Below are 20917 nucleotides of genomic sequence, written 5' to 3'. Positions count from 1 at the left end.
CATGCCAATTGGTACAACTAGTACAGCAATACTTTTAAACATAAATAAACCAAAACATACTAGAACAAGTAACCAACAAGAAAATAAAAGTTTTTGATGAGAAATTTTAGAAATGATTGGTGTACAAGTAATTGCAGTAGCACTTGCTCCTTTTACTGGTGGATTAAGTGAAAGTATAGCACTTGGATTAGGTGCAAGTGATTTAGTTGCTAGTATTAGTGCTGTTGGTGTAGAATTTTTAACTGATTTTACTATTAATCAAGTTTATGATTATTTAAAAGGAAATGTAACAAAATTAAATACTTTCTTAAATTTATTACCTGCATTTGCTGGACTTAATAAAATTAGTCGTGGTTATCGCACTACTAAATTTATTAAGTTAGCACAAAAAACTAAAACATTAGAACAAGTTGGTATTAAAGAAGCAAAAAACTTACAAGAAATTATTAGTCAAGTAAGTGGAAAAGAAATTTTAACAGATAAAATTATTGGTAATAAACGTTATTTAATGAATTATAGTTTTACTCCTAATCGTGAAACAGTATTACGAGATTTAGGTTATGTTGCTGAAAGACAATATAAGAATAATTTTCAAAAATTAGAAACAGAAAAATTAATGGAACACTTATTATTACAAAATACATTAATAAAATTAAGTCCACAATTAACTCCTAAATTTAAAATTAAAGATATCGAAAAAGCAAATAACTTTTTAAAAAAATTTAATACTGATTTAAAAAAAGTACTATCTATGAATCAGCATGATTGATTAAATTTAGTTCATACAATACATACAGAAAATAGATATGGAAAAACTTTAATTTTAGATTTACAAAAAATTCGTGCTAATGCTATTAAATTTGATTTTAAAAATAATGTTATTCATCAACTTGTTTTAAAAGCAAATCAAACTTTTAAATATTTTGATATTAGATTTTACTTAAAAAAAGGTTTTAATAAATTTTGAAAAGAAACACCATATTTTGAAAAAATAAGAGAAAGTATATATAAATTACAAGAAAAATTTGAAAAGTTAGAAAAACAAGCATTTGAAAAAATTAATAAATTAAAAGAAAAAGTAACTGATTTATTTACTAGTGCAGAAAAAAGAGCAATTAAACATGCACAATTAATTCCATTAAATTCACCAGTATTTATGGGTTGTAAAATTCAACCTTTATCATTAGATAAATGCGCAATTACCATTTATCATCGCAATCCTAAATATAAACCAATTACAGTTGTTGATAGTATTCTTAAAGCAAAAACTTTTGTTACTCAAATACATCCATTTCATTGATATCGTTGATATAGTGGTTGATACATTGGTTATGGTGTTAATCATAATAAATGATTAAAAGCAATAGCATTTGCTCCACCAGTGGTTCAACAAGTAATTAGAGATAGTTTTAAAGTATATAGAGAAATATTTAGAACTATTAGAACTTATCATAAAGTAGTAAATGTTATTAATAATCCTATTGAAAATATTAACAAATCATTTAAAAATGTTGGTTTAAAGTTTTCAGTTAATACTTTATTTGGTACTGGATTATTACATCATTTAGAAAAGTTTGCATATAGTCAAGTTATAGCAAAAGGTAAGAAAAAATTAAAAAAAGGTAAAAATAAAATACAAAAAGAAATTGAACATATAACACATAAAAAAACAAAAAAACATACTCATCATTATAAACAAGCATTTTTTAAGGAATGATAAATTATGATTAATAAACTTTGAACTGATGTCAGTCTTGAAAATTATAATAACTGATATCCATTAACTGGAAAAATTACAGAAACACCACAGCAATATATAAAAACATGACCAAATGTTAATGATTGATTTAAAACTTTTGCTATTCGCGCGCAAAATGATATTAATGCTTATCTTGATTTTATTTTATCTAAATTTCCTTTTGATAGTTTTAAAGATGAATTAATTAAAGAAACATTAAGAGATATGGTTTATGTTATGGTTGAACATTGAGTATTTAATCGTACACCAATTGAATTTAATGTTGATGCTACTATTCAATTTAATAATGGTACTCAATTTAGTGCAAATAGTACTCCTACGATTAATGTTTGAGATTTAGCACCTAGTAGAATGAAAATATGAGCAAGATTAACAGAATTAAAACAAATATTTTCAAGTTATAATGATGATGAAATAGATGTTGAAAAAATTGACTTAAAAGCATTTTATACTAGAAATCAAGTTGATGAATTAATTGAACAACAAAAAGAATTTACATTATCAAAACAAATTAAATTATATGATGATTTAGTTGATGATAATGAAAATGAAATATATAGAGGTCCTGTTAGTAAATTTATTAATAAAGGTTATGTTGCAACAGATTATGATAAAGAAACTGAAACAATGATTTTAGATTGACCTGATGAAATTGGGTGGTTGGCCCTTAATTACTGGACCATTTTTGATATAAAATTCTAAATTTTAATTTGTAAAATTGGTGGTTTTAGAAATTTAGAATGTATTCTTTCATAATTATAAAACATAACATATTGATTTACATCATTTATAGCTTCATTGATGGATAAATATTGATTTGATCCTTTAGGTAGTCATTCTTGAGATAAATGAGAAAATCAGTTTTCAGATAATACATTACCACCAATATCATAAGGTTGTTTTTTGCTTAAAATTATTTGTTTATCCTCTGCTCATTTTGTGATATCCTGACAATAAAATTCGTTGGCGTTATCTGAATGTAAAATAACATTTTTTACTTGATTTCAAGAAAATTGTTTGTTGATTTTTTCAAGAGCAGGAAGAATTAAATCCTGATATGATTTATTAGGAGCAATATTATAACTAACAACATTATTTGAATAAAAATCAATAATTACAAAAAGATATAATCATCCTTCTTTAGTATTTATTTGTTTAGTGTCCATTGATCAAATTTGATTTGAAGAGGTTGTACTTTTATAATCTTTGTTTACTTTATCCATTGTAGGTATTCACTTATTTGGATTTTTTTTGTTTTTAGGATAGTTATTTTTAGTTTGTTTTAATCCTTGAATATTGTGTTCTTTCATAATTTTTCGCATTTGTTTTATTGATAATTCTATATTTAAAATGATATTTTTTTCTTGTTTTAATCACTCTTTAAAAGCTGAAAAAATTCTTAAATATCCATAAATTCTGCCTTTTCTTGTAGAATGAAATTCGATTAAAAGTTGGCATATTTTTTGATATTTATGATTGCATTTAATAATATGATTTTCTTCTTTTTTAATAGGTTTTTGTTTATTTTTTAAAAAGTAATATGTTGATCTGTTTAATTGAAGATATTGACATAGGTTTCTAATTGAATATTGATTTTTACAATCATCAATAATTTTAATTTTTTCTTTGATATTTAATTTGTTAATTACTAATGCTATTTGTTTAATTTTATCCATTAATAAAAATCCTTTCAGGTTAAAATTAGTGTTAATTATATAACACAATTGTTTTTAGAATACATTCAGGTTTTTTAAATTAATGGTCTAGTAAAAAGGGCTAAGTGGCAAGTGGCCATTACCACCCGAAGCATTACAAAATAATCCACAAATTGGTGATTATACACATGCACCAACTTGTGATTTTTCTGCTAAACAACAAAAACGAATTACTACAAATGAAAATGAAATTACCAAATTAAATAATGAATTAATTAAAGCAAATGAAAATATTAATGATGTTAAAAATAATTGATTTAATATTGAAACTAGTCCCTTATGAAAAAAAGTTGAAAATAATAATATAGAAACATTTAAATGATATTTTATTAAAATCATTTATCAATATTCAACAGAAAATAATTTTATGAAATTTTATAAAGTAATTAAAATTTATTTAAATAATGTTTTTAATGAATTTGAATTGTTAAATGTTGATTCCATGACGTATAGTGAACAAATCCAAAATAAAAAAATTTTAAATACCGGAACTATTTACTATAACAATAGAAATAAAAAATTTAGTGGTGGAGGTAATTCTTACCCTGAACGTGGAAAAATTAACTTAATTGGTGATATAGAAGAAATATATCAATATATAGGAAAAGGTGCACCAACTGAATTTATAGCAGAAGAAAGTACTGAACGTGATTATTATACAAAACTAGAAACTAATAATTTATTAGATAAAAAACAAGATAAATTAATTGCTGGTACTAATATAACTATTGATGAAAATAATAAAATTAGTGCTACTGGTGGTAAAGTAGATTTATCTGATTATTATAAAAAATCTGTTTTTATGAAAGGATATTTTACATATAAAGATGATAGAGACCAATTATGAATAAATGATAGTTCAAATAGTTCTCTTGCTATCTCATTATTGCTTAATAATACTTATGGAAGATTAGAAACTAATAATAAAAATATTGTTGGTGCTGTTAATGAAATAAATAAAAAACAAGTTAAAGAAAATTGAAAAGTAATAGGTAAAAGTATAAATAATCGTAAATATGGTGATTTTAATCTTGCTTTTAATACTCTTTATAGAGTAATTATTACATGGGAATCTCCACCATTTCATCAAGTAAATACAAGAATAACAGTAGAATTTAAAACAGGTAATTATTTAGGTGGAAATCATGGAATTAAAATATTTCTTACAAAAGGTTTAATTAATAATGAAGAATGTATTTTATATTTACAATTATTAGATATTAATAAATGACAATTAATTTTAGAAGGTGGAAATGAAAAATATGCAAATATTTTTTCATTAGAAGAATTACAAAATACAGTTAAAGTAGATATTATTCAACCTATAAAAATTACAAGTCATACTTTAAAAATAAATGAATTAAAAAATAATGAGATTAATATTGAATTACCAAATACTCCAACACCAACTCCAAATATTTCACAATGAAAAGAAGTAGGAGAAGTTATAACAGATAAAAATAATAATAATCAAAATTTTATAAAATATATATTTAAAGATAAAACACATTATAGAATATATATAAGTTATGGTGATTATACAAGTAAAGAAAATAATAAAAATTATAGTTGACAAATAATTAATTTTTATTATCAATTAGATACAAGTGTTGTAAAAAGTAGTTTATGAATAGCGAATAATAACAATAACCAACAAACTGAAATTAATATTTATAACAATAGAATAATGTGGGGTATGGGTAGAGATTATATTTTTAAAAAATTAGAAGAATTACAGGAATAATATTATGTTTTTTAAAATTATAAAGATTATTTTAGGTTTAATTGGAGTAATTCTATCATCAGCAACTGCTGGTTTAATTATATTTATTATTGTCAAAATTATATTAAAAATTAATCAAATATTTTAAAAAGAAAGGTGGTGAATATTATGATAAGTCTATTTAAAAGAAAAGATAAAAATAATATTAATGATAATCAAGGTGAAAAATTAAAATTTTTAACTAATAAAAATAAAAGTACACATGCTTCAATTTTAAATTATTTTGGTTTTAATGATTTTAACCATGAAACTTATTTCACTGATTTTGTAGCAGAAAATAATGCTAATTTATATAATGCTCCATTAGAAATTAATAATGAAACTATTAAACAATATTTAATTCAACAAGAATTTTATAGAAAAAATTGAAATTCTATTTTTAAATTAAGTAAATTAGGAATTAGTGGTTATTTAATTTTTATTGCTAATGATGATTTATATTTTCAAGTCGTTGATATACAACAAAGAGTTTATGATATTACTGGTAAATTAATTCAATGTACTATTTTTTATGATAGTTATGAACAAAATGCACAAATGGTAAGATTATTTGAAATTTATACATTAAATAATGAACAAGTAACAATTAACCGTGCAATTTATAGTATTAGTGATAATAAAAAACAATTTCAATTACCTTTTAAATCATACATTAATAATCCAAATTTAGAGCAAGAGCAAACACTAAATATTAATTATATACCAATAGCAATTATGCGAAATAAAGCAAATGAATTAGCAGATTGTAATAAAATAATGGATAAAATTAAAGCATTAGATGTTATTTATGAACAAATTGTTTTAGATACCATTTTAAATTCACCTAAATTTATATTTAGTCAAACTTATGGTAATGTTCAATCAACATTAGAAGAAGCAGTAAGAACATTAGTTACTAAAAACTACATATTTAAAAGTGGTGGAGATAATAATGAACAAAACGAAAATATCAATATGACAAATAGTAATTTTAAAGGTAAAAATTTAACTGATATATACGATTGAAATGTTAATGAAATATTTAAACGTTGTGGTATTCATATACCAAGTCAAAAAAAATCAGCACAACAATCAGTTCCCGAAAGTACAGCAGTTAATATTTCAACTATTAATTATATTGAACAAAAATTATGACAATTTAATATTGATATTCTTAAATTTATTCAAATATTAGTAAGCGTAGATAAAGATTTATTAAATAGTAAAACATTTAACATTAATGATGAACAAGAAATTAATAACTTAACAGTTAAATTAAAATTATTTAATCCCGAAAATAACCAATTAATAGGAGAGAACAATGGAAAACAACAACAAACCACAAACGAAGTTTCCACAGAAACAAACTAAACTTAATCAAGCAGAAGTAGAAAATGATTATTTAATTGATAATATTCCTTATGATTTTACTAATATGATGAGTGCTACTAGTGACCCAGATATTAATAGAGCATACGATGAATTTAAAAAAAGAACTATATATATTTATGAAATTGAACGTTTATTTAAAAATAATGAAAATAATAGTTTAAGATTTTCAGCAAATACTATTAAAATTGGTTTTATTGATATTGATAAAGTATTAAAAACTATTGCAGTTGAAACATCTGATTTTACTATGCAATTAAATCAAAGAGCAAGTACTAATATTAATGATAATACAATTGAATATAGTATGACTGATATTAAAAACTTAATCTTTCAAGAAATAAATTTATTAAATCAATTTAAGTTATATGCTGTTTCTATTAATGAACCATTAACTGAAACTAATATTGATAATTTATATATCATTAATAATTATTCACAACCTTATCAAAATCCAAAAACAAGAAGTACTAAAAGCATAACTATTATTAAAATTAAAGATTTTAAAACAAGAGATGGTTATCCAATTATTATTAAATTACAAAAACCATTAGACAAAGATACAAAAGTAATTGGTTTAAAAATTAAAGCACCTAGAAGCATGATTTTCGGCAATATAAAGGTACTTGGTGAAGTTGATAATATGGAAGTATACCCAAAGTTATTTGTCAAGGATAAGATAGCATTTCCGCTGTTATCAATGCCTATTGAAACTCAACCAAAAGTTAGAATATTACAACAATGATTTAGTGAACAAATATTACCGTGAAATTTAGCAAAACAATTTATAGGACAAGAAAAATCAGTTTTAGATTTAATTAAAATTAGTACTGGTACTGTAACAAGAAAAGAAGTTATTAATAATGCAAGAGTAACTGATACTTGACTAGGTTGAGAAATGGGTGCTGTTTGAGATGGTAATTGACCATTAAAAGATGAAATACATTTAGAAGATAAAAAAGTTTTATCTTTTAGTAATGAGGGATGATATGTTTATGTTGCAACAAATAATCAATTTAAAAGTATAGCAATTGAAATACAAGATGCACCAAAAATTGATAGTTTACAACAGTTATTATTAGATATGCTAAGTTATACATACAATTACAATAGAAATTTTGAAGGTGCAGAATATGATGAAAAAACAGGAAAACCGACAAATAAAATAGCAAAATTACGTGATACATTTTCAGGGCAAAAACCTGATGAAATAATTACTAATTTATTTAAACAGTGAGAGTTAGATTATCCTAATTATATTAATTTAGAACAAGTTAAAATATTTAAACAAGTATTTATTATGTTATCGAAATATATTTATTCATCATTATCAATAAATAAAGGATTAAATGATGATAATAAAATATTATTACCTTATTATTTTGAACTAAAATCAAGTCCAATAAAACCCAGTAATAAAGATATTTGACAATTTAAAGATGTAAAAGTAATATTAAAATCTGAATATTTTGATATTACAGATATAAATAATATTAAATTAAAAAATAATGATATTAGTCAAAATCAATTATTTAAGTTAGATGATAATCAATTTAACTGATTATCTATTACAAATGAATTAGAAAGTAATAATATTCCATCATTAGTTCCTGCTGATTGAACATTAGGTAATGGTGAATATGGTAAGTATTTTACAAGAGTAATGATTGATAAAAATAAAATAAAAAATGCTTTAAACTTATATGGTTCAAATAAATCACAATTATTTTCTAAATTAGAATTTTATAAAGAAATTTTACAAATTGATAATATTAATGAATTTGAATTACAGATTGAAAATCCAATTAATAATTTAAATCGTATTGAAATCAGTGGAATATTTGGTGCTGGAAATTATGATTTAATTTTAGTAACGGATAAAAAAGAAATAAATCTACAAAATATTAATTTATTTGATAAATATAATGAAAATATTTCTTATATAAATATTGAAATTTAATTATCAAAAATATCCATCAGGATAGTTACCATCTCATGCTATATCTGTTCTTTCAATAGTATTTCCTCCATTATAAAATTCTGTTTTGTTAGGAGTATCAGCAAAATATATTTTAAATTCACTTCTAATATCAACTGAAATTTTATGAATATCGGACATTCATATTTTTTGAACACCTCATTCAACTTGTTTATGTGGAGTTAAAAAATATTTAACTCCACTAACATTATGGGTAAGCATCCCCCCCATGATTAATCCTATTGTTCCAGTTGTTGCACCAGTTAATGCTAATGCTAATGTAATTTTACTTAAATTTGTTTTTATTCATGTTTTCATATTAAATTACTCCTTTTTTCCTTAATTTTACTTTTAAATTGTACTATTTTTGATTATTTTTACAAGTATGCTTTTAAATGCAAAATAACGCCTAAATACAAGGCGTTTATTTTGTGATACCTATACTATTAATTATATTGAAATTGTTTATTATATTTAAAATATGAAAGTTGTTTTTAAAATATTTTTTATTTTATTTAAAATAACACTTATATATTTATATAATAATTAAGTAAATTAATTTTTTAAATATATTTACAATAAATTTAAAATTTAAAAAAAGTTAGGAGAAAAAATATGAGTTTTAATTACTTATGAACTTTAAATGAAGCAACTAAAAGAATGTATCAATCATTTAAAGAGGATATAAAAAATCAATGAGAAAAAACAGATTGAAGAATCTTAAAAGAAAGAGATAGAAAATATATCCCCGTTAAAATTAAAACAAGAACTAGAAATACTATCAATGGTCTTGTTGCTTATAAATGTCGTGATTATAAATATTATGATGAACAATTAAAAAAATGAGTTCCTATTTGTTTATTAGATGAAAAATTGCAATTACCTAAATACAAAAGAACTTGTCAAGATATCAAAAATAATGTTATTGAACATTTTGCAGATGGAAAAAAATATCGTGATATTTTACATACTATGAAACAAACAAAATTTAGTACAACAAGTATTGGAAGAGTATTTCAAGAATATCAAGTCAATAAATTAGATGTTCCTAAAATAAAATTAGAACCAAATCAATTTATTTATATTAGTATTGATGACGGACATCGAAAGTTTTGAAAATTTAAACGAAATTCTGGTAAATATTCAATGCGTTTAGTATTATTTTGTACAGATAATGTTAATCATAAATTAGTTAATAAAAGAGTAGATGTAATAATAAGACCAACAAAAACTAAAATTGGAGTTCAAAAAACTGCTGAATTTATTTTAGAACAAGGAAATAGATTTTTTGAAAATTTTGACCAAGCAAAAATCATTATTTGTGGAGATAGTGCAGAGTGAATTAAAGATGTTGCTGATTATCTTGGTGCACAGTTTGTTTTAGATAAATTTCATTTAGTTAAAAAGTTGTATGTAGGAATAATTGCTGGAAACAAGGGAAAATATTTTGAAGAATATAATACTTGTAGAAAGTTTATTGAAAATGGTCAATTTGATGAATTAATAAAGTATATGAATGAAATATTAAAAAATCATAAAAAATTAAAAAAACAATATTTTAAAAATAATAAACAAGGAATTGAAAATCAAGGTGCAAAATGAAATATTGGTACTTTTGCTGAAAGTAATATTTGATATATTTTAAAAGAAATGCTTGGTAATAGAACATATAGCATAGATATTTATATTAAAATGGTTATTTTTAAGTGTAATCTTGTGAATTGTAAAACATAATCAAAATTTTTATTTTTATTAAAATATTAAAAACTTATTAATTAAAAGTTAATAAGAATTTTTGTTGTGTATAAATATTAAATTTTCTTAGTGATTTTTTTAATATTTGTATTTTAATTGAAATTAATTTAATTTAGTAGTAAAATTCATTTACAATTGCATATAATTACAATTATTTCTTGTCTATAATTTAAAAGAAATGTTTAAAAAGTAATTATATCCTCCGTTTTTGTTACCGTCCCAAAAATAATAATCAAAATTTTATAAAATATATATTTAAAGATAAAACACATTATAGAATATATATAAGTTATGGTGATTATACAAGTAAAGAAAATAATAAAAATTATAGTTGACAAATAATTAATTTTTATTATCAATTAGATACAAGTGTTGTAAAAAGTAGTTTATGAATAGCGAATAATAACAATAACCAACAAACTGAAATTAATATTTATAACAATAGAATAATGTGGGGTATGGGTAGAGATTATATTTTTAAAAAATTAGAAGAATTACAGGAATAATATTATGTTTTTTAAAATTATAAAGATTATTTTAGGTTTAATTGGAGTAATTCTATCATCAGCAACTGCTGGTTTAATTATATTTATCATTGTAAAAATAATATTGAAAATTAATCAAATATTTTAAAAAAGGTGGTGAATATTATGTTAGGTAGATTTTTTAGAAAAGATAAAAGTAATATTAATGATAATCAAAATGAAAAAGTAAAATTTTTAACTAATAAAAATAAAAGTACTCATGCTTCAATTTTAAATTATTTTGGTTTTAATGATTTTAATCATGAAACTTATTTTACTGATTTTGTAGCAGAAAATAATGCTAATTTATATAATGCTCCATTAGAAATAAATAATGAAACTATTAAACAATATTTAATTCAACAAGAATTTTATAGAAAAAAATGAAATTCTATTTTTAAGTTAAGTAAATTAGGAATTAGTGGTTATTTAATTTTTATTGCTAATGATGACTTATATTTTCAAGTAGTTGATATACAACAAAGAGTTTATGATATTACTGGTAAATTAATTCAATGCACTATTTTTTATGATAGTTATGAGCAAAATGCACAAATGGTAAGATTATTTGAAATTTATACATTAAATAATGAACAAGTAACTATTAATCGTGCAATTTATAGTATTAGTGATAATAAAAAACAATTTCCATTAGATTTCAGAACACATAGTAATAATCCTAATTTAGAACAAGAACAAACACTAAATATTAATTATATACCAATAGCAATTATGAGAAATAAAGCAAATGAATTAGCAGATTGTAATAAAGTAATGGATAAAATTAAAGCGTTAGATGTTATTTATGAACAAATTGTTTTAGATACAATTTTAAATTCACCCAAATTTATATTTAGTCAAACTTATGGTAATGTTCAATCAGCATTAGAAGATGCAGTAAGAACTTTGGTTACTAAAAACTACATATTTAAAAGTGGTGGAGATAATAATGAACAAAATGAAAATATCAATATGACAAATAGTAATTTTAAAGGTAAAAATTTAACTGATATATACGATTGAAATGTTAATGAAATATTTAAACGTTGTGGTATTCATATACCAAGTCAAAAGAAATCTGCACAACAATCAGTACCCGAAAGTACAGCTGTAAATATTTCAACTATTAATTATATTGAACAAAAATTATGACAATTTAATATTGATATTCTTAAATTTATTCAAATATTAGTAAGCATAGATAAAGATTTATTAAATAGTAAAACATTTAATATTAATGATGAACAAGAAATTAATAATTTAACTATTAAATTAAAATTATTTAATCCCGAAAATAACCAATTAATAGGAGAGAACAATGGAAAACAACAACAAACCACAAACGAAGTTTCCACAGAAACAAACTAAACTTAATCAAGCAGAAGTAGAAAATGATTATTTAATTGATAATATTCCTTATGATTTTACTAATATGATGAGTGCTACTAGTGACCCTGATATTAATAGAGCATATGATGAATTTAAAAAAAGAACAATTTATATTTATGAAATTGAACGTTTATTTAAAAATAATGAAAATAATACTTTAAAATTTTCAGCAAACACTATTAAAATAGGTTTTATTGATATTGATAAAGTATTAAAAACTACTGCTGTTGAAACATCAGACTTTACTATGCAATTAAATCAAAGAGCAAGTACTAATATTAATGATAATACTATTGAATATAGTATGACTGATATTAAAAATTTAATTTTTCAAGAAATAAATTTATTAAATCAATTTAAGTTATATGCTGTATCTATTAATGAACCTTTAACAGAAACTAATATTGATAATTTATATATCATTAATAATTATTCACAACCTTATCAAAATCCAAAAACAAGAAGTACTAAAAGTATAACTATTATTAAAATTAAAGATTTTAAAACAAGAGATGGTTATCCAATCATTATTAAATTGCAAAAACCATTAGATAAAGATACAAAAGTAATTGGTTTAAAAATTAAAGCCCCTAGAAGCATGATTTTTGGCAATATAAAGGTACTTGGTGAAGTTGATAATATGGAAGTATACCCAAAGTTATTTATCAAGGATAAGATAGCATTTCCGCTATTATCAATGCCTATTGAAACTCAACCAAAAGTTAGAATATTACAACAATGATTTAGTGAACAAATATTACCTTGAAATTTAGCAAAACAATTTATTGGACAAGAAAAATCAGTTTTAGATTTAATTAAAATTAGTAGTGGTAATATAACAAGAAGAGAAGTTATTAAAAATGCAAGAGTTACACATGCTTGATTAGGATATGAATTTAGTAATGTTTTAGGTGGCAAATGACCACTAAAAAGTCAAAAAGAATTAAAAGATAAAGAAGTTTGAGATTTTGTAGGTGAAAGTCAATTTTATCAATATGTTGCAACTAATAATAAATTTGATGATATTGAAATAGAAATTAAAGACGCACCAACTAATGATAGTTTACAACAATTATTATTAGATATGCTAAGTTATACATATAACTATAATAGAAATTTTAAAGGTGCAGAATATGATGATAAAGGTAAGCCAACAAATAAAATGGCAGAATTACGTGATACATTTTCAGGGCAAAAACCCGATGAAATAATTACTAACTTATTTAAACAATGAGAGTTTGAATATCCAAATTATATAAACTTACCACAAATACAAATATTTAAACAAGTATTTATTATGTTATCAAAATATATTTATTCATCATTATCAATTAATAAAGGATTAAATGATGATAATAAAATATTATTGCCTTATTATTTTGAATTAAAATCAAGTCCAATTAAACCTAGTAAAATAGATATTTGACAATTTAAAGATGTAAAGGTAATATTAAAATCTCCATATTTTGATTTTACTGATATTAATAACATTAAATTGAAAAACAATGATATTAGTCAAAATGAATTATTTAAACTTGATGATAACCAGTTTAATTGATTATCTATTACAAATGAATTAGAAAGTAATAATATTCCGTCATTAATTCCTGCTGATTGAACATTAGGTAATGGTGAGTATGGAAAGTATTTTACAAAAGCAATTATTAGTAACAATAAAATTGAAAATGCTTTAAATTTATACGGTTCAAATAAAGCTCAATTATTTTCTAAATTAGAATTTTATAAAGAAATTTCACAAATTGATAATAATGATGAATTTGAATTACAAATTGAAAATCCGATTAATAACTTAAATCGGATTGAAATTAGTGGTATATTTGGTGCTGGTAATTATGAATTAATTTTAATAACTGATAAACAAGAAATAAACTTACAAAATATTAATTTATTTGATAAATATAATGAGAATATTTCTTATATAAATGTAGAAATTTAATTATCAAAATATCAATCAGGATAGTTACCATCTCATTTTATATCATCTTCATGTTTCGGTTTTTTAGAAAAATATAATTGAAAAATATTTTCACTTGTATATGTATTAACTCAAATAGTAGTTGTTCCATATACCATTTCTCCATTTCGTGTTAAATAATGCTTAACATTAGTACCTACATTATGGGGGTAAGCACCCCCCATGATTAATCCTATTGTTCGGTTGTAGCACCAGTTAGTGCTAATGCTAATGTTATTTTACTTAAATTTGTTTTTATTCATGTTTTCATATTAAATTACTCCTTTTTTCCTTGATTTTACTTTTAAATTGTACTATTTTTGATTATTTTTACAAGTATGCTTTTAAATGGAAAATAACGCCTAAATTAAAGGCGTTTATTTTGTGATACCTATACTATTAATTATATTGAAATTGTTTATTATATAGCAAATGTGAAGATACTTTTTTTCACAGTAGCATTATTTTTACCCCTAATTACATTTTTGTATGGATACAGTGCATAAAACAATGCATCATATGGGTCTTGATACATATTTTTGTCAGGAATGTTAGTTTTTGTTTCATCATAACGTAATTCTTCTAAACATTGAGTAGTCTTTGGTAAATCATCTTTATTTGCATAAAAGTTTCCATAACTCATAATATTTCTCATTCAAACTACTCTATTAGTTAATCCGGCTTCTTGATTTAAATTTGAAGCATGTTTAATAGCAGTTTGTGTTATTAAAATAGTATTATGTTCATCTATTAATTTTTGATTTAATCAATCCATGGCAGTTCGTGCTTTATCATCATAAAAATAAATTGCTTGTTCAAAATTTTCAAAATTATCCATTAATCCTAAAATTTCATTAACATAAGCATTAATTTTTTCATTTTCATTTATAAAGTCATTTGGAGTAACTACTAATTCACAAATAATATATGCATCATAATAATCAGTATTATTATATTCTTTAAAACCAACTACCATAAATACAGTATGGTCTTTTGGTCCCGTAGCTCAATCAATACCAACACTATAAAAATCAAATTTATACATTTCTTTTTCTTGATTATAAAATTGTTTTAAATCATATTTTTGTCAATATTTTACTGTTTTTTGAAATGGGAAAATTGTAGCATCACTATCTAAAAATTCAAAACCATAAAAAACAGTATTAAATTCATCAGGATTACTTTTTTTCATTTCCAATAATGTTCTTTTTTGAATGTCTGGTAATTTATTTCAAAATGGTTGAATAGTAAATCTTAATATAAATAAACCTAAACCACTAAATATATCTTTATTTTCATAATAAACTTTGCCAATTTTTTTAAGATTTTCAATTATTTCATCATTTAAAGGTAAAAAGGGAGTACAGTATTTTAAATAAAATGGATGATATTTATCATAAGGATTACATGTAAAAGTAATAAAAAAACTTTTATAAAAATAGCGAGTAATCAATTTTCCAAAAGTAGGACTATATATATTATTATCAATAAAAGTTCAACTTCATTCTTTAATAGGTTCTTTGGATACTTTAATACGATTACTTCTAAACATAGAGTTTTGTAAACGTTCATATCGATATGTTAATTGCTTTTCTGTTAACGTTTCTTTTTCTTCTGCCATGATTATTTCATCTGTTCTTGAACCTAAAAAACTTGACCCACCCGCTTCTTTTCCAAAAATTTTATTACCATTAGCATAACCAATAAAGTCAATTTGTTGATTATTAGGAAAAATAATACAACCACCATCCTTAGTAATTTTTCATTTAATTCCATGTGGATTATTAGGTAGTAAATTAATATTATATGTATCTAATAAAACTTGACAAACATTCATTAAAGCACCAATTGTAGTTTCACTATGAGTATTTTCATATCTTCTTACTTCTTGAACACTACTATCACTAAAATTACAACATATAAATAAATCAAATGCTAAGCAATTTCAAGTTTTTCTTGTTCCACGTGCTGTTGGTATAAAACGATAAAAACAATTAGTAGTAAAATATTCGGCTCATTCATCACCAACAAATTTTTTAAAAATATCTCAACTAAAACCATAATTATTATCACTAAAATTAAGATTATATTTTTTATTTAATTGTGCATAACTAGTGATAAAAGCCATATTTACTCCTTATTAACATATATAAGTTAAAATTAAATTATTTAAAAGAAAGGAAAATTAAAAATTTTAACACTACCATTCCCTAATCATTTTGATTGAGACAAACACTATTTTAATCAAGATGAATTAAATTTACAACAAACAGAAGAATTATTTAAAAAAATAGATGATTATTTATGAAATACATGTGATAAATCTGTATATAAATCATATAGATTTAGAAAAAGAAAATTAAAAACAAAAAAAGGTTTATTAAATTATAAACGACGTATTTGTACATATTATAACCCAAAAACACAAAAAAAGGAATTTGTTTCATTGCTAGATAACTATCTTGGTGTTAAAAAGTATAGTAAATTAGCACCAGATGTTATTAAACAAATTTTAAAATATTTTGCTGATGGTAAAAAATACCGTGATGTTTGTGATACTTTTATTGAAGATTTAATAGGTACTAGTACAGTTTGTAGAAGATATAAAAAATTTGAATTACCAAAAGCTAATATTCCTAAAATTGTATTACAACCAAATCAAACTTTATATATAAATATTGATGATGGACATAGAAAATTTAAGTTTAATGAAAAACACAATACTAAGAATTGTAAAAAATGTTCTATGAGATTATTAGTATTTTGTACTGGTAAAAAGAAAAATGGAAAATTAATTAATAAAAGAGCAGTATGCAAAATAAGAATATCAAAAACAGAAATTGGTGCAGAAAAAACAGCTAAATTTATTCAAAAATATGGTAATTTATTTTTTGAAAATTTTGACAAAGCAAATTTAATAGTTTGTGGAGATAGTGCAAAATGAATTAGAAAAACTGCTACAATTTTAAATGCTAAATTTATTTTAGATAAATTCCATGCTTTTCATGTTTTATTTCTTGGGATAATGGCAGGAAGAAAAAAAGATAAAATTGCTAATTTACACTATCAAAATGCAATAAATTTATTTGCAAAAGGTCAATATTATGAATTAATTGATTTTTTACAGTTATTAACTTTAAAATATAAAAAATTAAAAGTTGGTTATTTTATTAATGCAAAAGATGGTGTATTAAACCAAGCATTAGTTGAGAATATTGGTTGCTTTACTGAAACTAATATTAAACAAATTTTAAAGCATATGATTGGCGATAGAACTTATAACATTGATATGTATACAAAAATGGTTAATTTTAAATGCTATCAAATAAATACAGCCATACAGTTATTATAAATTAAAACTAAAATTTAAAAATAAAACTTATTAAAATTTACTTTAATAAGAATTTTTGAGTTATAAAAGTAAGTATTATTATTAACTAATATTTTTCAAGTGTTAAGATTAACATACAATTGCATATTGAAGTCAAAATTATTCTCGTCTAACTTTATAATTTTAAGACAAATTTGAATATTATTGACAACATCGGTACGCGCCACTTAGCCCTTTTTACTAGACCATTAATTTAAAAAACCTGAATGTATTCTAAAAACAATTGTGTTATATAATTAACACTAATTTTAACCTGAAAGGATTTTTATTAATGGATAAAATTAAACAAATAGCATTAGTAATTAACAAATTAAATATCAAAGAAAAAATTAAAATTATTGATGATTGTAAAAATCAATATTCAATTAGAAACCTATGTCAATATCTTCAATTAAACAGATCAACATATTACTTTTTAAAAAATAAACAAAAACCTATTAAAAAAGAAGAAAATCATATTATTAAATGCAATCATAAATATCAAAAAATATGCCAACTTTTAATCGAATTTCATTCTACAAGAAAAGGCAGAATTTATGGATATTTAAGAATTTTTTCAGCTTTTAAAGAGTGATTAAAACAAGAAAAAAATATCATTTTAAATATAGAATTATCAATAAAACAAATGCGAAAAATTATGAAAGAACACAATATTCAAGGATTAAAACAAACTAAAAATAACTATCCTAAAAACAAAAAAAATCCAAATAAGTGAATACCTACAATGGATAAAGTAAACAAAGATTATAAAAGTACAACCTCTTCAAATCAAATTTGATCAATGGACACTAAACAAATAAATACTAAAGAAGGATGATTATATCTTTTTGTAATTATTGATTTTTATTCAAATAATGTTGTTAGTTATAATATTGCTCCTAATAAATCATATCAGGATTTAATTCTTCCTGCTCTTGAAAAAATCAACAAACAATTTTCTTGAAATCAAGTAAAAAATGTTATTTTACATTCAGATAACGCCAACGAATTTTATTGTCAGGATATCACAAAATGAGCAGAGGATAAACAAATAATTTTAAGCAAAAAACAACCTTATGATATTGGTGGTAATGTATTATCTGAAAACTGATTTTCTCATTTATCTCAAGAATGACTACCTAAAGGATCAAATCAATATTTATCCATCAATGAAGCTATAAATGATGTAAATCAATATGTTATGTTTTATAATTATGAAAGAATACATTCTAAATTTCTAAAACCACCAATTTTACAAATTAAAATTTAGAATTTTATATCAAAAATGGTCCAGTAATTAAGGGCCAACCACCCGCTCCCCATTTTTTTAACAATTCTAATATTCCATTAGGCTTAAATATTAATAAATTTCCAGTATATGTACCAGTTTTAGTACCAATATACAAATCATTATCAATAACCGCTAAACTTCTAACCTCACCATATGTTTCAATTCAATCCTTAATTTCTGATACTTTTTTATTAGATTCAATCATAAATAACTTACCATAACAATCAGAAGTTCTTGTTCCAACATATACATTATTACCCATAGCTACTAAACTATAAACTTCTCCTGTTATTTCTGATATTTGTGTCAAAATATTTTGTTCAGGAGAATATCTAAAAAGTCCATTAGCAAAAGTTGCTACATAAACAGTTCCATCATTAGTAACAACTAAACTAGAAATATAACCATTAATACCATTAATTGGTGTTATTATTTTATCTTTTGTATTACTTGCATTATCTTTAATTTTATATACACCATTACTAGTTCCGACATATAAATCATTATTTATATTTAATAAAGTTGATATTGCACCATAAGATTCAGGTCAATTAAAAATATTTAATTTTTCTTGATATACCCCCTCATTTTGAACTAATATTTCAGAAATTGCTATAATACCCCCGATTAATCCACCAGCCAAAACTGCCCCATAAAATCTCTCCTTAATTTTATTAAATTTTTTGTAAATTAATTTTACATTATTATTAAAACAAATTATTGATATTCTTATTTTAAACATATATAGTGTTTATAATAAAAACACCTCTAATTTATTTAAAGAAATACAAATTTTAAAAAAAGAAAGTTATATAAATAAAAAAGTAAATTATAAACAAAAATAATATATAAAATTCTAGTAATACTATAATAATAAAAAAATATTAGATAATAGTAATAAAAAAAGAGTCTCAGACTCTTTTTTTATTACTATTAACGTTTTGAAAACTGCGGTGCTTTTCTGGCTGCTTTTAAACCATATTTTTTACGTTCTTTTTTACGTGCATCACGAGTTAATAATCCAAATTGTCTTAATAATACTCGATAATCTTCTGACACCTTAACTAAAACATTAGATAAAGCTAAACGTGCTGCACCAGCTTGACCAGTTCTTCCGCCACCTTCAACTTTGATATTAATTTCAAAGTTTTCTAACGTATTAGTTACTTTTAAAGGTAATAACATATCTTGAACTAAGATTTCTTGTTCTAAATATTTTAAAGGCTCAAAACCATTAATTAATATTTTTGATTGACCAGTATTTTTTAAATGAACACGGGCAGTTGACGTTTTACGTCCGCCTGAACTTGAATAAGTTACGGGTTTATTAGATGTTGTCATAAAAGTCTACTCCTCTTGGCCTAATATTAAAACTTCGGGGTTTTGGGCTTGATGTTGATGTTGATCATGGTTATAAACATGAAGATGTGTAAATTGCTTACGACCTAAGGTAGTATTTGGTAGCATACCTTTAATCGCTATCTCTACTAATTCAGAAGCATCTTTAGCAATCATACTTTGTGCATTACGTACACGTAATCCACCAGGATATTGTGAATGGTTATAATACTTCTTATCTTGTAATTTATTACCTGTTAATTTAATTTTGTTTGCATTAATAATAATGATATAATCTCCACAATCTAAATGTGGTGTAAATGAAGGTTTATTTTTACCACGCAATATCATTGCAACTTTAGTTGCAAGACGTCCTAAAATTAAACCACTGGCATCAATAACATATCACTTTTTTTCAATGTTACTGAAATTCATTGTTGTTTGACGCATTTTTTTCTCCTTACAGTGTAATTTTTACCGGGACTACATTGCTTAAAGCATTAATAATTATATAGAAAATTATTTAAAAAAACAAGTATTATCAAAGATTTAATAATTATTTTTACACAAAATTATCGATTACAAAATAAATAATTAAAAGTTATAACTAACTCTTATAAAAATATTTATTTTTTAAAAATATAGTATTATTTTCTAAAAAATAATTACATT

20 protein-coding genes are annotated in these 20917 nt (G+C 22.5%); 12 read left to right on the top strand and 8 right to left on the bottom strand.

What is annotated here, in order from left to right; genetic code table 4:
- Position 1 precedes the first annotated feature (1 nt).
- Positions 2–1720, top strand: a complete 1719-nt coding sequence (locus AAHM89_RS02165) for a hypothetical protein (protein WP_342266777.1) — start codon at positions 2–4, stop codon at positions 1718–1720.
- Between the two features lie 3 nt (positions 1721–1723).
- Positions 1724–2461: a hypothetical protein gene (locus tag AAHM89_RS02160; protein ID WP_342266818.1), complete on the top strand. Its 738-nt coding sequence runs from the start codon at positions 1724–1726 to the stop codon at positions 2459–2461.
- Here the strand turns inward: AAHM89_RS02160 and AAHM89_RS02155 are convergent.
- Together AAHM89_RS02155 and AAHM89_RS02150 are read right to left on the bottom strand one after the other, a co-directional pair.
- A complete protein-coding gene (locus tag AAHM89_RS02155) occupies positions 2458–3435 on the bottom strand; it encodes an IS3 family transposase (RefSeq protein ID WP_342265776.1) in 978 nt (325 codons plus the stop codon). The genes AAHM89_RS02160 and AAHM89_RS02155 overlap by 4 nt on opposite strands.
- 159 nt (positions 3436–3594) lie before the next feature.
- Positions 3595–3813: a hypothetical protein gene (locus AAHM89_RS02150; protein WP_342266817.1), complete on the bottom strand. Its 219-nt coding sequence runs from the start codon at positions 3811–3813 to the stop codon at positions 3595–3597.
- A gap of 28 nt (positions 3814–3841) precedes the next feature.
- On the opposite strand from AAHM89_RS02150, the gene AAHM89_RS02145 reads away from it, so the two are divergent.
- From AAHM89_RS02145 to AAHM89_RS02130, 4 genes are read left to right on the top strand one after another with little or no spacing between them, the layout of a single operon-like run.
- Positions 3842–5218, top strand: coding sequence for a hypothetical protein (locus tag AAHM89_RS02145; RefSeq protein ID WP_342266816.1), 1377 nt, complete (start codon positions 3842–3844; stop codon positions 5216–5218).
- 4 nt (positions 5219–5222) lie between these two features.
- Positions 5223–5345 (top strand): hypothetical protein, encoded by a 123-nt coding sequence (locus AAHM89_RS02140; protein WP_255495924.1) that lies wholly within the window; start codon positions 5223–5225, stop codon positions 5343–5345.
- Between the two features lie 20 nt (positions 5346–5365).
- A complete protein-coding gene (locus AAHM89_RS02135) occupies positions 5366–6607 on the top strand; it encodes a hypothetical protein (RefSeq protein ID WP_342266815.1) in 1242 nt (413 codons plus the stop codon).
- The gene (locus AAHM89_RS02130; RefSeq protein ID WP_342266814.1) at positions 6558–8585 is read left to right on the top strand and encodes a hypothetical protein; all 2028 of its coding nucleotides are present in this window, start codon (positions 6558–6560) and stop codon (positions 8583–8585) included. The genes AAHM89_RS02135 and AAHM89_RS02130 overlap by 50 nt, the downstream gene beginning before the upstream one ends.
- On the opposite strand, the gene AAHM89_RS02125 is transcribed toward AAHM89_RS02130, so the two are convergent.
- Complete coding sequence (locus AAHM89_RS02125) at positions 8586–8921, bottom strand: hypothetical protein (protein ID WP_342266813.1); 336 nt, start codon at positions 8919–8921, stop codon at positions 8586–8588. It abuts the gene before it with no gap.
- A 297-nt stretch (positions 8922–9218) separates the two neighbouring features.
- Between AAHM89_RS02125 and AAHM89_RS02120 the strand changes: the two genes are divergently transcribed.
- The 4 genes from AAHM89_RS02120 to AAHM89_RS02105 all read left to right on the top strand — a co-directional run bounded on the left by AAHM89_RS02120 (position 9219) and on the right by AAHM89_RS02105 (position 14228).
- The gene (locus AAHM89_RS02120; RefSeq protein WP_342266812.1) at positions 9219–10337 is read left to right on the top strand and encodes an Mbov_0401 family ICE element transposase-like protein; all 1119 of its coding nucleotides are present in this window, start codon (positions 9219–9221) and stop codon (positions 10335–10337) included.
- A gap of 531 nt (positions 10338–10868) precedes the next feature.
- Positions 10869–10991: a hypothetical protein gene (locus AAHM89_RS02115; RefSeq protein WP_255495924.1), complete on the top strand. Its 123-nt coding sequence runs from the start codon at positions 10869–10871 to the stop codon at positions 10989–10991.
- A 17-nt stretch (positions 10992–11008) separates the two neighbouring features.
- A complete protein-coding gene (locus tag AAHM89_RS02110; protein WP_342266811.1) occupies positions 11009–12250 on the top strand; it encodes a hypothetical protein in 1242 nt (413 codons plus the stop codon).
- Entirely contained in the window at positions 12201–14228 is a 2028-nt protein-coding gene (locus AAHM89_RS02105; protein WP_342266810.1) for a hypothetical protein, read from the top strand. The genes AAHM89_RS02110 and AAHM89_RS02105 overlap by 50 nt, the downstream gene beginning before the upstream one ends.
- On the opposite strand, the gene AAHM89_RS02100 is transcribed toward AAHM89_RS02105, so the two are convergent.
- Both AAHM89_RS02100 and AAHM89_RS02095 read right to left on the bottom strand, forming a co-directional pair.
- Positions 14225–14431 carry a hypothetical protein gene (locus AAHM89_RS02100; protein ID WP_342266809.1) on the bottom strand — a complete coding sequence of 69 codons (207 nt, stop codon included), beginning with the start codon at positions 14429–14431 and terminating at the stop codon, positions 14225–14227. The genes AAHM89_RS02105 and AAHM89_RS02100 overlap by 4 nt on opposite strands.
- A gap of 236 nt (positions 14432–14667) precedes the next feature.
- A complete protein-coding gene (locus AAHM89_RS02095) occupies positions 14668–16374 on the bottom strand; it encodes a hypothetical protein (RefSeq protein WP_342266808.1) in 1707 nt (568 codons plus the stop codon).
- A 57-nt stretch (positions 16375–16431) separates the two neighbouring features.
- Between AAHM89_RS02095 and AAHM89_RS02090 the strand changes: the two genes are divergently transcribed.
- Both AAHM89_RS02090 and AAHM89_RS02085 read left to right on the top strand, forming a co-directional pair.
- Positions 16432–17598, top strand: a complete 1167-nt coding sequence (locus AAHM89_RS02090; protein WP_425289696.1) for an Mbov_0401 family ICE element transposase-like protein — start codon at positions 16432–16434, stop codon at positions 17596–17598.
- Between the two features lie 310 nt (positions 17599–17908).
- Positions 17909–18886: an IS3 family transposase gene (locus AAHM89_RS02085; RefSeq protein WP_342265776.1), complete on the top strand. Its 978-nt coding sequence runs from the start codon at positions 17909–17911 to the stop codon at positions 18884–18886.
- A gap of 4 nt (positions 18887–18890) precedes the next feature.
- On the opposite strand, the gene AAHM89_RS02080 is transcribed toward AAHM89_RS02085, so the two are convergent.
- The 3 genes from AAHM89_RS02080 to rplM form a co-directional block, all read right to left on the bottom strand.
- Positions 18891–19649 (bottom strand): hypothetical protein, encoded by a 759-nt coding sequence (locus tag AAHM89_RS02080; RefSeq protein ID WP_342266806.1) that lies wholly within the window; start codon positions 19647–19649, stop codon positions 18891–18893.
- Positions 19650–19840: 191 nt separating this feature from the next.
- On the bottom strand, positions 19841–20248 hold the full coding sequence (rpsI, locus tag AAHM89_RS02075) for a 30S ribosomal protein S9 (protein WP_252319874.1): 408 nt from the start codon (positions 20246–20248) through the stop codon (positions 19841–19843).
- A gap of 6 nt (positions 20249–20254) precedes the next feature.
- Complete coding sequence (gene rplM, locus AAHM89_RS02070) at positions 20255–20695, bottom strand: 50S ribosomal protein L13 (RefSeq protein WP_252319876.1); 441 nt, start codon at positions 20693–20695, stop codon at positions 20255–20257.
- Positions 20696–20917 lie beyond the last annotated feature (222 nt).

The organism is Spiroplasma endosymbiont of Villa modesta (genome assembly GCF_964030925.1).
Classification (GTDB): domain Bacteria; phylum Bacillota_I; class Bacilli_A; order Mycoplasmatales; family VBWQ01; genus Spiroplasma_E.
This window is presented reverse-complemented; position numbering and strand designations above follow the sequence as displayed.